This window comes from Pantoea sp. (assembly GCF_039594315.1).
Lineage (GTDB): Bacteria > Pseudomonadota > Gammaproteobacteria > Enterobacterales > Enterobacteriaceae > Pantoea.
In genome coordinates this window covers 101,152-117,399 of record NZ_JBCNNP010000008.1, presented here as the reverse complement: position 1 = coordinate 117,399, position 16,248 = coordinate 101,152, and the positions used below count along the sequence as shown (strand labels likewise).

Here is a 16,248-nt window from a genome sequence, read left to right as displayed (position 1 = left end):
AGAAATTTAACCCAATCCCAGACTGCGGCGGCCATTGACATTTAACGCGTCGAGCGTAAAGCGATCGCGCCATTGCATTTCATAATCCTCTGGCGGGAAATCGCCGGGTGATGCGCCCGTCGCCAGCGCCAGCGCAACTTTGCTGGCGTAGGCCGCGTTTTTTTCACACATCGGCGCGGCGGGAATGTACATCACGTTGCCCCAACCTTGCTGATCTTCCACTGGCGCAACAGAGTGAATCACATCGCAATGCCACCACACCGAATCACCCGCTTGCAGCGCCGGAATCGAGCATAAACCGTCAATCAATTCGGGGTGCCACTGCGCAGAAACCGGCAATACTTTGCCCGGCGCGACGCCACACAATTCATCTTCCGGCACATCATTCAACAGCGGACGCAGCAGCAAATAGGCCATCGCTTCCGGCACGGGCACCACGTGCAATAAACCTTGACCCAATTGCATATCGGCCAGCGCGGTCCAGCCCTGGAAGGTGCGGAATACCGAGCATTTGGTGGTGGTGCCAGATTGATATTCGTTCACTTCGGTACGATGTGCGGCATTCCACGCATCGTATTGATCAAACTGATTATTGAAGATGTGGCCGAACACTTGCTGATAGGCTGGCAGCAACCAGCGTTCCAGCGCACCAGAATCGGTATGCGCGCCGAGTCCTTTTGAAGTGGTACCCGGCAAACGACGGCGAATGCGATCGGGATAAATAATGCTGACGTCAGGCTCGAACCAGCGTTTGCCCTGCGATTCGAAGGTCCATAAGCGGTTGAGGAACGATTGGGTTTGCGCCATCGCCTCGCTTTGACGCGCCGACATCTGCGCATCGCTCCAGTAAATCGGGTAAATCTCCGGGCGTGATGCATCAAGGCTGCCAAAGAAATTATCGCCGGGACCGGAATAGACCTTATCGAAATCGTTGTTGTCGAGGTATTTCAGCATCGACGCATCCCAGGCCAAGGCTTGCTCACGGGGAAACGTCTGTTTAACCACTACGCAACCACGGCGGCGGATATGCTCCTTCACCTCATCGCTGATGTGACCCGCAGCGACATCCTCCATGCTTATCTGAGGCCACGCGCTGCCATGTTTTGCCTCGTCTGCACGGGCGGCGGCAATCTCACTGACGATTTTGCTCCTGACCTGCTCGAACAAACCTTCGACATCGCCGATCTGCGCTCGCAGCATCTTTTTCATCTGGCGAACGTTGTGTTTGAAATCATCAGGTTGTTGCAATGAGGTGAAGGTTGTATTCATAGCATGCTCCGAATGGTTAACTTTTAAGTTTCATATGAAACATAATCACACTTCATTCATAACAAATAATGCGCAGTTAACAACCAGCAAACCTCCGGTTCGTAAGATGGATCACACTAATTGCGGGAGGGGTTTCATTTGAAAGTGAAGTTGGAGGACACCAGACATCTCGAGGTTTCAATCGTAGGGTCGCCATTTATGGTGACCGTATGCTCATTCGGAAGTCGGATCTTATTAATTCGGGATAGATTACGTTAGGAAGTTAAGTTGGAGGTCACCATAAATGGCGACCCTACGAGTTCGAGGCATGGTTTAAATAGGCTATATTTTTGCGTTCTCATTATTTAGCTCCATTCTTTTTTATCGGACCGCCAATCATAGCGGTCCTTACACTAATAAACGCTATTAAGCATCGCCTCCGGCGACTTTACGTAATGGCACCACTTCTGCATGCTCCAGCAGCGGCTCCAGATCGCTAAACAGCTTAACAATATGTGGTGCATTCAGGTGCTTATCCAGCAATTCCTGGCTTGCCCACTCTTCCGTCCAGACAAAACGACGCGGATTAGTGCGGTCGATATTCAGTTGGTAAGTGATGCAACCTTCTTCGCGCAATGTCTCTTCAATTACACCACGAAATAATTGCTCTGCTTGATCTTCACAGCCAGGTTTAGCCGTTAATAACGCAACAACAGGAACCGTCATAATCATCTCCAAATAAAATCCAAAAAAAGTTAACGCGGTTTCAAATTACTCCAGCTTAAGTGTGCTGTCAGTCTGAAAAGGTGCGTTGCCGGAATACCCGATTTCACGCCATAATCGCCAACGAGATATTTTTCCGCCCGCCTAATACGAGGAATTTGCATGCCGGACTTATCCAGTTGGTTAGCTTTTGCATTAGTGGCGCTGGGATTAGTATTAACGCCTGGTCCCAATATGATGTATTTAATTTCTCGATCGCTGTGCCAGGGAAAACGCGCCGGATATATCTCGCTTGGCGGTGTGGCATTGGGTTTTGTCTTCTACATGTTGTGTGCGGCGTTGGGCATTACCGCTTGGTTACTGGCGGTGCCGTGGGCTTATGATGCGTTGCGTTTTACCGGTGCGCTGTATCTGCTGTATCTCGCCTGGCAGGCATTAAAACCCGGCGGACGTTCGCCGTTCGCGGTGCGCAATCTGCCGGCAGACAACAACCGCAAGCTGTTTACCATGGGATTTCTCACTAATCTCGCCAATCCAAAAATCGCCATGATGTTTCTCTCCTTGCTGCCGCAGTTTATTACCCCCAATCACGGCAGCGTGTTGTTGCAATCGCTGGTGCTTGGCGTGACGCAAATCGTGATCAGCCTGACGGTGAATGCCATTTTTATTACCACGGCTGGTCAGGTTTCGACATTTCTAATGGAGCGTCCCAGCTGGCAACGCCTGCAACGCTGGTTGATGGGCACGGTACTGGCCGGCATGGCGGTTAAGTTAGCGTTTGATTCCCGCAAGTAATCCCTTCTCCTCTCCAGCCAAACAGGCGGATTCGTGCCGATCGATTCCGCCTATTAAGTGAACAAAATCACAACTACGAAACATTTTGTTAACCATAAATTGATCTTTCCCCGCGCCGCTTTTATACCTTGTGAAAATTATTTCACGCTTACGAAATAATTTTCAGCGTTAACCCCGGCTCGTTTTTCCGCGTTTTGTCGTCACGGCTGAGCCATACACATTCAGCGTCAGTTCCGGGGAAACATCATGAAAAAGATCGCCACGCTTTTTGCCAGTTTGCTGTTGGTCGGCAGTGTCACCAGCAGCGCGCACGCCGCCGACGAAACGCCACAATTTCGCTGTAAACCCGGCGAAACCTACTACATGAACGTGATGGTAACCGGCGTCGAATACTGGTTCCCGGTGTATGAAATGTTCAAGCAAGCGGCGCACCAATTAGGCTGTAAAACCGTGTACGGCGGTACGCCAGCGTACGACGTCAACCAGCAGCTCTCCAGTTTTGAACAAATATTGGCGCAAAAACCCGCCGGTATTTTCCTGCATCCGATGAATCCGGATCCGTTTATTGAGCCGATCAATCGCGCCGCCGAAATGGGTATTCCGGTGGTGACCTTCGCCGCCGATTCGCCAAACAGCAAACGTGTCGCTTACATCACCTCCGATAACTTCCGCGAAGGAAAAGCCGCCGCCGATGAACTCGGCAAAGCGATGGGCAAAGATGCTGAGTTCGCGGTGCTGGAAAATCCCGGTCAGGATAACCACGACCGCCGCGTCACTGCGTTTATCAATGAAATGAAAGCCGCCTTCCCCGATAGCAAATTGGTTGCCCGCGCGGCCACCAATCAAGACCCGTCTAAAGCCTATAACGCGGTGCTTTCGATGTTGCAGGCGCATCCAAACCTGAAAGGCATCTTTATGCCGGAAGCCAGTTCCGCGATCGGTGCTGCACAAGCGGTGGCGGAAAACGGCGGCAAAGTGAAAGTGATGACGGTGGATGTTAACGCCAAGGTACTGGATATGATCAAGAGCGGTCAGGTGTTTGGTGCCATCAACCCGAATCAGGGCATTCAGGGCTACATGGGCTTTATGACCTTATTCCTCGCCGCGCACCCAGAATTGATCGACCCAATGAACGATGCCAAACGCAACGGCACCAATCCTTTCTCCTTCCCGATTCTGGATAACGGTTATGCGGTGGTGACCAAAGACAACGCCGACGATTTCCGCTGGGATACCTATCTGAAACGCCGTGGCACTAAAGGCATCAACGAGTAAGGCGACGATTATGACGGCATTACTTGAATTGCGCGGCATCAGTAAAAGTTTCGGCGCAGTACGCGCGCTGCAAGGTGTGGATCTCACCTTGCGCGCCGGAGAAATTCACGCGCTGGCAGGAGAAAACGGCGCAGGCAAATCCACCTTGATGAACATCATTGATGGCATTTTGCGCCCGGACAGCGGCGAAATGGTGCTGGATGGCAACGCCATCACCGTGCATTCACCGCGTGAAGCGCAGCAGCTGGGTATTGGTTTGGTGCATCAGGAAATCGCATTGTGCCCGGATATCAGCGTGTATGAAAACATCTGGATGGCGCACGCCGCCAGCCAACGTGGCCTGCTGATGCCGCATAAACAGCTGCGAGAAAAAGCTCAGCAGGTAATGAACCGTCTGGCGCCGATCCCGGTTAGCAAAAAAGTCGGCGAACTGTCGTTGTCGCAACAGCAACTGGTGGAGATCGCTAAGGCGTTAACGCTGGATTGCCGGCTGTTAATTCTCGATGAACCAACCGCCGCGCTGACGGAGCCGGAAGCGCAAACGCTGTTTGGCATTGTGCGCCAACTGCAAGCGCAAGGCATCGCGGTGGTGTATATCAGCCATCGCATGGCGGAGATTTTTGCGCTGTGTCAGCACATCACCATTCTGCGTGATGGCCGCACGGTGCACAGTGCGCCACTCAACAGCATGACGCCGGATCAGGTGATCACCCGTTTGGTCGGCCGCGAACTTTCCCAGCTCTATCCGGATAAACGTCCGGTGACGGCTGCCGCGCCGTTACTCGAAGTCCGCGCGCTCGGCGATGGCAAACGTTTTCACGATATTGGCTTTGATCTGCGCCCCGGCGAAATTCTTGGCATTGGCGGTTTAATGGGCGCGGGTCGCAGCGAGATTGCGCAAGGGATTTGCGGCTTGCACCCGATCAAACAGGGCGAGATTCGCCTGCACGGCCAAGCGGTGAAGTTACGCGATTACGCCGCCAGCATTGCACAACGCATGGTGTATTTGTCGGAAGATCGCAAAGACGCCGGGCTGTTTCTCGATATGCCGATTGCGTGGAACATTTCAGCGCTGGATATTCAGGCGGTGAGCCATCAGCGCTGGTTGCTCAGTCCACGCCGCGAACAGCAGCAAGCGGCAGCGCTGGCCCAGCAGGTAAAACTCAAGCATGGCAAGTTGAGCGATCCGGTGTCGTCGCTTTCCGGCGGCAATCAGCAAAAAGTGGCGCTGGCGCGGGTTTTATCGGTGCAGCCGCAGATTGTGTTTCTCGACGAACCCACGCGCGGCGTCGATGTTAGCGCCAAAGCGGAAATCTACAGCATTCTCGCCAAACTGGCGGCGAACGGCATCGGTTTAGTGGTGATTTCGTCAGAATTGCCAGAACTGATAGGCTTGTGCGACCGCATCATTGTCATTCACGAGGGGCGCATCAGCGGTGAAGTCACCGGTGAGGCGATGACAGAAGAGAACCTGATGCGGCTGGCAGCCGGCATCACTGCACCTGCGGAGGCCGTATGACCATGAATTCCACCCTTCCCGTCCTGCCCAAATCACGCTGGTCGCTGTTCGGCGGCATTCACAAACAGCGCGAAGTCGGTTTGGTGGTGATCATCACATTGATCTTCGTGGTGATGAGCTTCACCTCGCCGTACTTCCTCACCTGGGCCAATATGAAAGCGATGCTGCTGTCGTTTTCAATAGAAGGCATCGTGGTGATCGGCATGACCATTTTGCTGATTGTCGGCGGTATCGACCTGTCGGTGGGCGCGGTGGTGTGTTTGTCGATGGTGGTCGCCGGTCAGCTGTTCCTCAGCGGCGTTGATCCGTGGCTGGCGAGCCTGGCCGGGATCGGTGCGGCGGCGCTGGTTGGCCTGTTAATGGGACTCACGGTCACCAAAATCGGCCTCAGTCATTTTATTGCCTCGTTGGCGGCGATGGTGATCGTGCGTGGCCTGTGCATGATCGTTACGCAAGGCACGCCGCTGTCGCTGTTTACCTTGCCGCTGAGTTTTAAATTTATCGGTCAGGGCGCGTTGTGGGGCATTCCGTTTGTCATCGTGCTGTTCTTTGTTTTAGTCGCGTTGTTCGACTTTATGCTGCGTAAAGCCACGCTGTTCCGCAAAGTGTTCTACACCGGCAGCAATGAACGCGCTGCCGCCTATTCCGGCATCAACATCAATCGCATCAAATTATGGGTCACCGTGCTCACCTCCACGCTGGCGGGTGTGGCGGGCATCATCTATATGGCGCGCCTCGGTTCAGCAACCCCGACGTTTGGCGTTGGCATGGAGCTGAACGTCATCGCAGCGGCAGTGATTGGCGGTGCCAGCCTTAAAGGCGGCAGCGGATCGATCCTCGGCGCGGTGTTGGGTGTGGCGCTGCTGTCGATCGTCACCAGCTCGCTGATTTTGATTAACGTTTCCGTGTACTGGCAGGAGCTGATTAAAGGTCTGATTTTGCTGGCCGCGGTCTCCATCGACCATTTGCTGAATAAATACCGTGCAGCCTAAGGAACACTCACTCATGGAATTCGCTAGCGAACATCCGGCGTTTCACAGCGCACGCCAGATTTACCAGGTTTTAGTGATGTATTACCTCGACGGCAAAAAACAGTCCGAAATTGCCGTCGAAACCGGCTTGTCGGTGGCCAGCGTCAATCGTCTGATCCGCCAGGGCAAAGAGAGCGGCATGGTGGAAATCACCATTAAATCACCGTGGCTCTCCGCGCATCAGCTGGAAAGTGATTTGGCGGCGTTAGGCAAATTGCAACAGGTGGTGGTCGCGCCAAATGTGGCGCGCAGCGATGAACAAAATCTGCAAATGGTCGGTGCAGCGGCGGCGGAATATCTGCTATCGCGCATCAAAGATGGCGACGTGATTGCGATTACCGGCGGTAAAGGGGTCAGCGCGTTGGTTGACGCCTTGCAGCCCGCGCGCAAATACGATGTACAGATCGTGCCTGCGCTGGGTTGCGTGCAAGGCAAGCACTACACCGATGTGAATCATGTAGCTTCAGAAATGGCCGCGCGCTTGGGCGGCCACGCCTGGCAGATCCATGCCCCGCTGTTCACCGATTCTGCCGATGAACGCGACATGCTGATGGGGATTAGCGCCGTCGAACAGGTGCTGGATAAAGCGCGGCATGCCACGCTGGCGGTGGTCGGATTGGGTTCGATTTACAGCGACAGTTCCAGCTATTACGACCTCAACCTCGCCGCGCGCGATGCGGCAGCCAGTATTGAAACCAGTGGCGCGCGCAGTGAGCTGCTGGCGTGGCTGCTGGATGCTAACGGCCAACCGGCACCGTTTGATGCCAATCGTCGCTTAGTGGGATTAACGCTGCCCGAACTGCAACGGATTCCCTTTTCGATGGCGGTGGTGGCCGGTCGCGACAAAATCGACCCGATTCGTTGTGCGCTGCACGGCCAATGGCTGAAAGCCATGGTCACCGATGAATCCACGGCGGCGGGCGTGCTGGAGATGACACTGAGTGAAGGAGCTATCGATGGATAAATTACTCACCCGCGAACAGCGTTTAAACGCCCTGCGCCAGCGCACCTCAACACCGGTCTTGATCGTGGGCGGCGGCATCAACGGCATCAGCACCTTCCGCGAGCTGGCGTTGCAGGGCATTCCGGCCATTTTGGTGGAGAAAGGCGACTGGTGCCAGGCCGCCAGCGGTGCGCTCTCACGCATGATCCACGGCGGTTTGCGTTATCTGGAAACCGGTGAATTTACTCTGGTGAAAGAGTCGGTGACTGAACGCGATCGCCTGCTGAAAAACGCCGCACATTACGTGTTCCCGCTGCGGACCACCGTGCCGATTGATAATCTTGCCGGCGGATTGATCAACGCCACGCGCCGTTTTCTGCATCTGGGTGATAAACCCACCCGGCGCGGCGCGCTGTTGATCAAAACCGGTCTGAGTTTGTACGACATTTACACCCGCCAGTATGGCTCAATGCCAAAACATCAGGTGCGCAGCGAAGCGGCGACGCGCGAACGCTGGCCGGGTTTTGCCCCTTGGGTAAAGTACAGCGCCAGCTATTACGATGCGTGGATCAGCGCGCCGGAACGGCTGGGATTTGAACTCATCGACGATGCTGAACAAGCTTGCCCGGAAGCGTTGGCCGTCAACTATCTGCAATTGGTAAGTGCAGAAGGTGAAACGGTGATGTTGCAGGACGCCTTGAGCGGCGAATGCTTTAGCCTGCAACCGCATGTGTTGGTCAATGCCGGTGGTGCGTGGATCGATCAACTAAATCAGCGCGTTTCACCCACCAGCGATCTGCCAAAATTGATTGGCGGCACCAAAGGATCACATTTGATCCTCAACCATCCCGAACTGTTGCAGATGCTGGATGGCGAAATGGTCTATTTCGAGAATCAGGAAGGCCGCGTCTGCATCATGTTCCCGTGGTTTGGCAAAGTGCTGGTGGGATCCACCGATATTCGTGTTGACGATCCTGATGCGGTGGTGTGCGAAGAGGATGAAAAAGCCTATATCCTCGAATCACTGCGTTTTGTCTTCCCACACATCGCAGTGCCGGATGCTGCCATTGTGTATACCTTCTGCGGTGTACGTCCGCTGCCCGCCAGCGATGCCAAACTCAACGGCCAAATTTCACGTAATCACTCGTTAGTACTGCTGCCGCCCGATGCGCAACGTGCGTGGAGCACGCTGTGTTTAGTCGGCGGCAAGTGGACCACTTTCCGTCAGTTCGGCGAAGAAGCTGCCGACCGCGTATTGCGTTTGCTGGGTGAAAAACGCCAGCTTTCCAGCGGCGATCTGCCGATTGGTGGCGGCCGCGACTTCCCGCCGCCCTCCGGGCAAAACGTCTGGCTGGCACAACTTGCCGAACGTTTTGCCGTACCGTTGCCGCGCGTCACGCAACTGGCGAAACGCTATGGCAGCCGCGTCCTGCCGCTTTTGGCTCTGATTCAGCAGCACGGCGAACAACCGCTGCAACATCATCCCGCTTACAGCGATGTTGAACTGCGATATCTGATTGAGCACGAGCAGGTTTGTCAGTTGGAAGATTTGCTGGTGCGCCGCACTTCGTTAGCCATATGCGGCGAACTGACCGCGCCGCTGGTGCAGGAAATCGCCACCTTGCTGGCATCCACCCTTGGCTGGAACGACACCCAACGCCAGCAGCAATTGCAACGATGCTGTGACAACCTCGCCCGCTTGCATGGCTTATCCAACCTCAATCCCACGATTTTTCAGGAGGAAGCACGACATGTTAGTAACCAATAAAGTTCGCCTCAACCGCCTGTTTCAGCACGGTAAATGTCTCGACGTCGCCATTGATCACGGCATTGCCAACGAGCCGGACTTCCTTATCGGGCTGGAGAATATCGAAGCGGTAATGGATAACCTGATCGCCGCGCAACCGGATGCGATTCAGGTCAATTACGGCCAGGCCGATTTGCTGCAACGTGTCGCCGGACGCAAACCGGCATTGGTGATGCGTACCGATGTCGGCAACGCCTACAACGCCGCGCGTCACCGAGAAATGTGGGCGGTGCTGCACAATCCGGATGAACCGATCCTCGCAGCGTTGCAAATGGATGCCGCTGCGGTAGTGGTGAATCTCTATCTGATCCCCGATGAACCGGGCATTTTCCGCATGTGCGTCGAGAACATTGGTCGTTTACGCCAGGCCTGCGATCGCTACGGCATGCCGTTGATGATTGAACCGCTAGTGATGGCCCCAGCAGGACAAGGCGCGGCTTACGGCTCGCTGGGTGATGTCGAGAAAATCGTGCCGCTGGTGCGTCTCGCGCGCGAACTGGGCGCGGATATCGTCAAAGCCGATCCCACGGAGAATGTGGAAGATTTTCATCGCGTGGTGGAAGCGGCCCGCTGTCCAACGCTGGTGCGTGGCGGCGGCAAAGGTGAAATCGCCGGTGTGCTGGCAAAAAGCGCGGCGCTGATGGCGCAAGGCGCCAGCGGCATGGTGTATGGCCGCAACGTTTATCAGCACGATAATCCTTCACGCGTGGTGAAAGCGTTGATGGCGATTATTCATCAGGGCGCCAGCGGCCCGGACGCATTAGAAATTTATCAGCAGGGTTAAGCCTTACCTGCACCGGCGCTTAAGCGGTGCGCCGTCTTCGCCAGTTAACGGAGTCGGATATGAAGATAGTTGGGATTGATGCCGGAAACACCATGATCAAAGCGGTGCTGTTTGATCTCAGCGGCCGGGTGTTGTCGGTGGCCGAGTGCGCGGGCGAAACCCATCGTCCGCAGGAAGGCTATGCCGAACGGCCGGTGGAAGATATCTGGCATGGCGTTAGCGATGCGGTGAGTCGCTGTCTGCAACAAGCGGAGACGCCCGCCAGCGAGGTGATCGCGGTCGGTGCCGCCGGTCACGGCAACGGTTTGTATGCACTGGATAAACAGCAGCGACCGCTGTTTGGCATCCAATCGATTGATCATCGCGCCAGTGAAACCGTGCACGCGCTGGAAACCAGCGGCGCGGATCAGCGCATTTATCAGATCTCGCTACAAAAGCCGTGGCCCGCTGCCACGCCGGTATTAATCAGCTGGATTAAGCAACATCAGCCGCAACGTTGGACGCAGATCGGCCATTTGCTGTGTGCTAAAGACGTCATCGCCCACTTTCTCAGTGGCGCGATCAGCGCGGATTATTCGGACGCCGCCGGTGCCGGATTAATTGATTATCGTCAGCGCGGTTACAGCCGCGAATTGATGGCGCTGTACGACATTGAAGACGCGATCGCCCTGCTGCCCGCATTGCGTGAATCTTGTGATGTGGTCGGCCATGTTACTGCGCAAGCCGCGCAACTCACCGGCTTGCCCGCAGGTATTCCGGTGGTTGCCGGGATTTTCGATGTGGTGGCCAGCGCGATTGGTTCTGGTGTGGTGAACAGCGGAGAAGCCTCGATTGTGGCAGGCACCTGGAGCATCAATCAGGTGGTGGTGGATAAACCTGATTATCTGCGCCCGGTGTTTATGAATTCGATTATCGAATCCGATCGCTATATGGCGATTGAAGCCAGCGCCACCTCTGCCGCCAACCTCGACTGGTTCCTGCGCGAATTCGACGATGGTCGCAGCGGCCAAGGCGCAGCACGTAGCAGCGATACCGTGGCGCATGTCGAACCCAACGCGCAGTTGCCGCTCTATCATCCTTATCTCTATTCTGGGCGCAAGTCTGAACCGGCTAAAGCTGGATTTTACGGGCTGGGCGGTTGGCATACCCGCGCCGACATGTTGTTTGCCCTGTTTGAAGGCGTGACCTTCGCCCATCGCGCGCACATTGATCGCTTGCGTGCCGCCGGTATCCCCTTTACGCAAGCCGTTTTGTCGGGTGGCGCGGCGCGCAGTTGTATCTGGCCGCAGATGTTTGCTGATGTATTGGGTATTCCAATTCGTGTGGCCGAATGCAAAGAGACCGGCGCGTTAGGCGCAGCGCTGTGCGCGGGTGTCGGTGTCGGTATGTGGCGCAATCTCGCTGACGCCGCCAAGCAAGCGGTGCAACTCAATCCCGGCGAATTATTACCGCGTCCGGAACGCTTTGCTTTCCACGATGCGCGTTATCGGCTATTCAAAAAACTTGAGCTGGCAATGCGCGAGATGTGGCAAGAAGCGAGTTGATTTTACTCGCCTTTTTAGTCGCAGGCTGCTAATCATGGATGTCCAAAATTTGAGGACATCCACATGCAAATCAATCAAATCCCCTTTGGCATCACCACTTGGGCCGACATCGCGCCGGAAACGCATCCGGGCGATCACGGTTTTGCGCTGTGGCGTACCCAACGCTTCGGTGATATTCGCGTACGCATGGTGGAGTATTCGCCGGGTTATCTGGCGGATCACTGGTGCAGCAAAGGCCATATCCTGTTATGCCTGGAAGGTGAAATGATCACAGAGCTGGATGATGGACGAACCTTCACGCTCACACCTGGCGTCAGCTATCAGGTGGCAGATCATGCCGAAGCTCATCGATCATCCACCATTAACGGCGCAAAGCTGTTTATCGTGGATTAAGCGCCTGAGAAAGAGTGCCGTTGTACAAAAAAATGACAACCTCGCCGCCGTGATGTACACTTGAACCATATGAATGTTCAAATGAACATTATCTGGAGGTTGTTATGACAACGATATCCCCTTTAAACCACGGCAACGCGGCACGCGTGTTTGATCCTTCGCTGATTCAACACGCTGATAAATCCTTTATGGATCAGATGGGATTACCGCGCAATCCGCTCAAAGCGCATCAGCTGATTACCGAGGGATTGGATGTCGGCATCGTGGAACGTGCTGCCACGGTGTTGAAAGCCACACCGCTGGATGTGGCGCAAATGGTGTCGATGGATCGCAATACCTATCGACGTCGCGAAAAAGCCGGTACCCAGCTTTCAGTTGAACAAGGTGCGCGCGTGTATCAGGTATTCGAAATTTTGGATGCCGTACTCCAATTGTTCGCAGGCGACGTTGACGCTGCCATGCACTGGATGTATCAACCTGCTCTGGCACTGGATGATGCGCTGCCAATGGATATGCTAAGTACACCCGCTGGTTGTGATGCGGTGTTGACGCTGATTGGTCGACTGGAACACGGAGTGATTGCGTAATGACGCGACGGAAGGAACCGGAAGCTGCCTACCGACTGTTTTATCGTTTAGTCAAAGAAGAGTACGCCAGCGATGCCTTTAGCGGCGCTGGCGCAGAAAAATGGGGTGGACGCTGGAACCCGCCCGGCATCAAAACCGTGTATCTCAGCAGCTCAAAAGCGCTAGCCACACTGGAATTGGTGGTACACGCCGGGAAAGCGATGCTGGAGAAAAGCCGCTTCGTGGTGTTTACCCTGCCGATCCCAGAAAGCGAGATCATGGTGTTGGATTGCAGCAAGCTGCCCAATAACTGGGAGAAATATCAGCAGCAGGAAGAGACGCAAGCCATGGGCGCCGCCTTCCTGAATCTGGACGGCGGCTATCCGTTGCTGCTGACCGTGCCGAGTATTCTCACCGGCGAAGATAATGCCATTTTGAATCCCGATCATCCGTCCGCCGCCGATGTTTTCGCTCACGCCACATCAGCACCCTTCGCGCTGGATCGCCGTATCAAAAATGATAATCCTGCGTTATAAGGTCACCATAAATGGCGACCCTACGAAAACGCGTTTAACCTTGGTAGGGTCGCCATTTATGGTGACCGCTAATATCAACGCGCAGGTTTTGCCAGCGCATACGCCGCATTTAAATCAACACGCTGCCAGAACGACTGTTCGGCATTGCCTGACAACGGATAACCGTTTGGCAGCGCCGTTTTCACCAGCAGATTGCGGATTTGCGCATCAGACAGATGTGGCAACGCGGTCTTCAACAAAATCTCTGCGCCTTGCGGCACTTTGACTGGCGTGTTTTTCGCGCTGATTTTCGGCAAGTTGTAACTCATGGTGAAACGGTAGAACTGTTTCATCGCCGGTGAGCTGTAAGGATCATCTTTGCCCGCACTGCGTGCACATTCCGCCAACGACGTACCGCACTCTTTCTCTAACGCGGCACGCAACTGATCGCGTGCTTCGCTAAACAGCGCCTGATATTTTGCATCACTGAGATAGTTTGCCACGTTGCGTTCAGCAACCATGCGCGATCCCATCACATCCAGCGGATAATGCACGCCCAGCACCAAACGTGAATAACCGTAACGTGCACCGCGCGTGACCAGCGCTTCAAAACGCTCTGGCACCATTTCCGCCATCAGCAACGCATCGGTGTAACCGGTATTGGTGTGGCCACTCGGGAAAGAGCCGCCATCTGCGGTATAACGCACGTTATCTTTAATCACCACATCGTCCGGCACCAGATGAATGGTGTTGCCTTCATGCAGGAACGGTCGCGGGTAATTGAAGTGCTTTTTCGCCGCGCTGGTACTGACTTCGCTGGCTTTGATCAACGCCGCCGCTTTGCTCAGTTCGCCTTTATCATAAGCAGCGAGGAAGGCTTTGCCGAGACGTGGACCCAGCGCATCTGACAGGAAATAGAGTGAACTGATGGCTTCCGCATCGGCCAAGGCCTGATGGCGCACGTCTTGCGTAGCGTTCAGGTTGATGTTGGTGACGGTGGCGCGGTTGGCATTCAGCACGTTGTCAGGCAGCGTGCTAAAGCCCGAAAGTAGCGCAATACCCGCTTGCTGATTCTCTTTACTTTTAAAGTCGTAGCCGCTGTTTTTCAGCCACTGTTTATCCGCTTGTTTCGAGGTTTGTTTGACCTTTTCCAACTGCTCACGCTCGAGTGAACTGTTGTCGCCTTGAATATAGTGGCGTTCAGCTTGCAGCGATTGCTGCTCAAGATCGGTATACGCGGAAGATGAACCGGTTGACGATAAGCCAGCCAGCGCAGCCGCATCGGGCAGTGAAACCGCGTGCGCCTGCTGTGCCAGCAGTAAAACCGTTGCAATCAGAGTGTAGCGGGTTTTCATTATTTTCCCCTGTTATCAAAATATTACCTTGCCTGGGGAAACACGCTAGCACCCGCTTATGACAGATTTATTTCATTTAGCGACACTGGCTGGCACAGTTTTGTACGCAAATTTGTGCGAGCGAGCCACAACCGCCACCGCTGTCGTTTTTGCACTGCGATTGCTGTACATAACAGTTTTGCTGGCAAGCCGATACATCACACTTCGCGGCAATCGGGGTTAATTGCACCACGGGCGCTTTGTGTTCCGGTTGCCATGGCGTTTGTGCCAGTGCGCTGGCGCTGAGCAGTAACGCGAAAGCCATTAGCCACTTCATGATCACATCCTCGCAGAAAGGTTCTAACCAGTATGGCTACTGGCAAAATAATTGCCATACTGAAACATTCGATTCAGAACAAACGCATCAATGCCCTGATCCAGTGCGAGCCGATGCGCTACGACAGTGCAACGCAATCATGCGCATTATCATTAAATGTATTTAAATTCAATCAATTACCTCTTTCATGTCTTGTTGCGTAAACTGGTACAAAAGTTGCAGATATTCATCTATAGCCAAGGAGACGAATATGAAAGCAATTGTGATTGGTGCCGGTATTGGCGGAATGAGTGCGGCGATTGCGCTGGAGCAAGCAGGATTCAAAACCGCCGTGTTTGAAGCGGTAAAAGAGATGAAACCGGTTGGCGCAGCGATCTCCATCTGGCCCAACGGCGTGAAATGCCTTAACGCCTTGGGGATGAAAGAAACGCTGCGTGCGCTGGGCGGCAATATGGCGTTTATGGCCTACAACGATGCACACAGCGGCAGCACGCTCACCCGCTTTAGCATGAAACCACTGGTGCAGCAGGTCGGTGAATATCCTTATCCGGTGGCGCGCGCTGAATTACAGGCGATGTTGATTGAAACGTACGGGCGTACGCGCATCAGTTTTGGCAAACGCGTCACCCAAGTGGAGCAAAGCGAAAACGGTGTCACGGCGTGGTTTGATGACGGCAGCCAGGCGGAAGCCGATTTTTTGATTGCCGCCGACGGTACGCATTCGGTGATTCGCCACTACGTTTTAGGCGAAAGCGTGGAACGTCGCTATGCCGGCTACGTTAACTGGAATGGCTTGGTCAGCATTGATGAATCCATCGCCCCCGCCGATCAGTGGACCACCTTTGTCGGCGAAGGCAAGCGCGTTTCGCTGATGCCGGTGAGCAATAATCGTTTCTATTTCTTCTTTGATGTGCCACTGCCAAAAGGCTTGGCGGAAGATCGCGCAACGTTGAAAAACGATCTTAAAGGTTACTTCAGCGGCTGGGCCGATCCGGTGCAGCGGCTGATCGACAGCATCAATCCCGACACCACCAACCGCGTCGAAATCCACGATATCGAACCGTTTAGCCGCTTTGTGAAAGGTCGCGTGGCGCTGCTGGGCGATGCGGCACACAGCACCACGCCAGATATTGGCCAGGGCGGCTGCGCAGCGATGGAAGATGCGGTAGTGCTGGCGCAGACGCTGGCATCGCATTCGTTGGGCATTGAAGATGCGTTACTGCGCTATGAAGCGCGTCGCGTGGAGCGCACCAAAGATTTGGTGTTAAAAGCACGTAAACGTTGCGATGTAACGCATGCCAAAGATGCCCAAGTAACGGCGGCATGGTATGCGGATTTGAAAAATGAAACCGGCGAGCGTGTGTTAGCAGGAATGTGCGAGACCATTGAAGGCGGGCCGTTGGGGTAAAAAAAGCAGGTCGCCAAAAATGGCGA

16 protein-coding genes are annotated in these 16,248 nt (G+C 54.6%); 12 read left to right on the top strand and 4 right to left on the bottom strand.

All coding sequences use genetic code 11. The features are described from left to right. Positions 1-6 precede the first annotated feature (6 nt). On the bottom strand, positions 7-1,269 hold the full coding sequence (locus ABDW13_RS08185; protein ID WP_343552017.1) for a DUF1479 domain-containing protein: 1,263 nt from the start codon (positions 1,267-1,269) through the stop codon (positions 7-9). 405 nt (positions 1,270-1,674) lie between these two features. Beyond that, positions 1,675-1,974, bottom strand: coding sequence for a putative quinol monooxygenase (locus tag ABDW13_RS08180; protein WP_343552015.1), 300 nt, complete (start codon positions 1,972-1,974; stop codon positions 1,675-1,677). Positions 1,975-2,133: 159 nt separating this feature from the next. Between ABDW13_RS08180 and ABDW13_RS08175 the strand changes: the two genes are divergently transcribed. From ABDW13_RS08175 to ABDW13_RS08125, 11 genes are all read left to right on the top strand, one after another. Further along, positions 2,134-2,766 (top strand): LysE family translocator, encoded by a 633-nt coding sequence (locus ABDW13_RS08175; protein ID WP_343552014.1) that lies wholly within the window; start codon positions 2,134-2,136, stop codon positions 2,764-2,766. A gap of 246 nt (positions 2,767-3,012) precedes the next feature. After that, a complete protein-coding gene (locus ABDW13_RS08170; protein WP_343552012.1) occupies positions 3,013-4,041 on the top strand; it encodes a substrate-binding domain-containing protein in 1,029 nt (342 codons plus the stop codon). A 10-nt stretch (positions 4,042-4,051) separates the two neighbouring features. Then, the gene (locus ABDW13_RS08165) at positions 4,052-5,560 is read left to right on the top strand and encodes a sugar ABC transporter ATP-binding protein (protein WP_343552010.1); all 1,509 of its coding nucleotides are present in this window, start codon (positions 4,052-4,054) and stop codon (positions 5,558-5,560) included. After that, positions 5,557-6,552, top strand: a complete 996-nt coding sequence (locus ABDW13_RS08160) for an ABC transporter permease (RefSeq protein ID WP_343552009.1) — start codon at positions 5,557-5,559, stop codon at positions 6,550-6,552. Before ABDW13_RS08165 ends, ABDW13_RS08160 begins: the two co-directional genes overlap by 4 nt. A gap of 13 nt (positions 6,553-6,565) precedes the next feature. After that, on the top strand, positions 6,566-7,555 hold the full coding sequence (locus ABDW13_RS08155) for a sugar-binding domain-containing protein (protein ID WP_343552007.1): 990 nt from the start codon (positions 6,566-6,568) through the stop codon (positions 7,553-7,555). Then, on the top strand, positions 7,548-9,302 hold the full coding sequence (locus ABDW13_RS08150) for a glycerol-3-phosphate dehydrogenase/oxidase (protein WP_343552006.1): 1,755 nt from the start codon (positions 7,548-7,550) through the stop codon (positions 9,300-9,302). The genes ABDW13_RS08155 and ABDW13_RS08150 overlap by 8 nt, the downstream gene beginning before the upstream one ends. Further along, positions 9,286-10,125, top strand: coding sequence for an aldolase (locus tag ABDW13_RS08145; RefSeq protein WP_343552005.1), 840 nt, complete (start codon positions 9,286-9,288; stop codon positions 10,123-10,125). Before ABDW13_RS08150 ends, ABDW13_RS08145 begins: the two co-directional genes overlap by 17 nt. 59 nt (positions 10,126-10,184) lie before the next feature. Then, on the top strand, positions 10,185-11,669 hold the full coding sequence (locus ABDW13_RS08140) for an FGGY-family carbohydrate kinase (RefSeq protein ID WP_343552004.1): 1,485 nt from the start codon (positions 10,185-10,187) through the stop codon (positions 11,667-11,669). A gap of 63 nt (positions 11,670-11,732) precedes the next feature. After that, positions 11,733-12,062 carry a DHCW motif cupin fold protein gene (locus tag ABDW13_RS08135; protein WP_343552003.1) on the top strand — a complete coding sequence of 110 codons (330 nt, stop codon included), beginning with the start codon at positions 11,733-11,735 and terminating at the stop codon, positions 12,060-12,062. A gap of 104 nt (positions 12,063-12,166) precedes the next feature. After that, positions 12,167-12,649, top strand: coding sequence for an antitoxin Xre/MbcA/ParS toxin-binding domain-containing protein (locus tag ABDW13_RS08130; RefSeq protein ID WP_343552002.1), 483 nt, complete (start codon positions 12,167-12,169; stop codon positions 12,647-12,649). Continuing rightward, on the top strand, positions 12,649-13,164 hold the full coding sequence (locus ABDW13_RS08125; protein ID WP_343552000.1) for an RES family NAD+ phosphorylase: 516 nt from the start codon (positions 12,649-12,651) through the stop codon (positions 13,162-13,164). Before ABDW13_RS08130 ends, ABDW13_RS08125 begins: the two co-directional genes overlap by 1 nt. A 74-nt stretch (positions 13,165-13,238) precedes the next feature. Here ABDW13_RS08125 and ABDW13_RS08120 read toward each other — a convergent pair whose 3' ends face one another. Both ABDW13_RS08120 and ABDW13_RS08115 read right to left on the bottom strand, forming a co-directional pair. Next, positions 13,239-14,498: a phosphatase PAP2 family protein gene (locus tag ABDW13_RS08120; RefSeq protein WP_343551998.1), complete on the bottom strand. Its 1,260-nt coding sequence runs from the start codon at positions 14,496-14,498 to the stop codon at positions 13,239-13,241. A gap of 76 nt (positions 14,499-14,574) precedes the next feature. Beyond that, positions 14,575-14,814: a hypothetical protein gene (locus ABDW13_RS08115; RefSeq protein WP_343551997.1), complete on the bottom strand. Its 240-nt coding sequence runs from the start codon at positions 14,812-14,814 to the stop codon at positions 14,575-14,577. 250 nt (positions 14,815-15,064) lie between these two features. Here ABDW13_RS08115 and hpxO point away from each other — a divergent pair, with 250 nt between their 5' ends. Then, positions 15,065-16,222, top strand: coding sequence for an FAD-dependent urate hydroxylase HpxO (gene hpxO / locus ABDW13_RS08110; protein ID WP_343551996.1), 1,158 nt, complete (start codon positions 15,065-15,067; stop codon positions 16,220-16,222). Positions 16,223-16,248 lie beyond the last annotated feature (26 nt).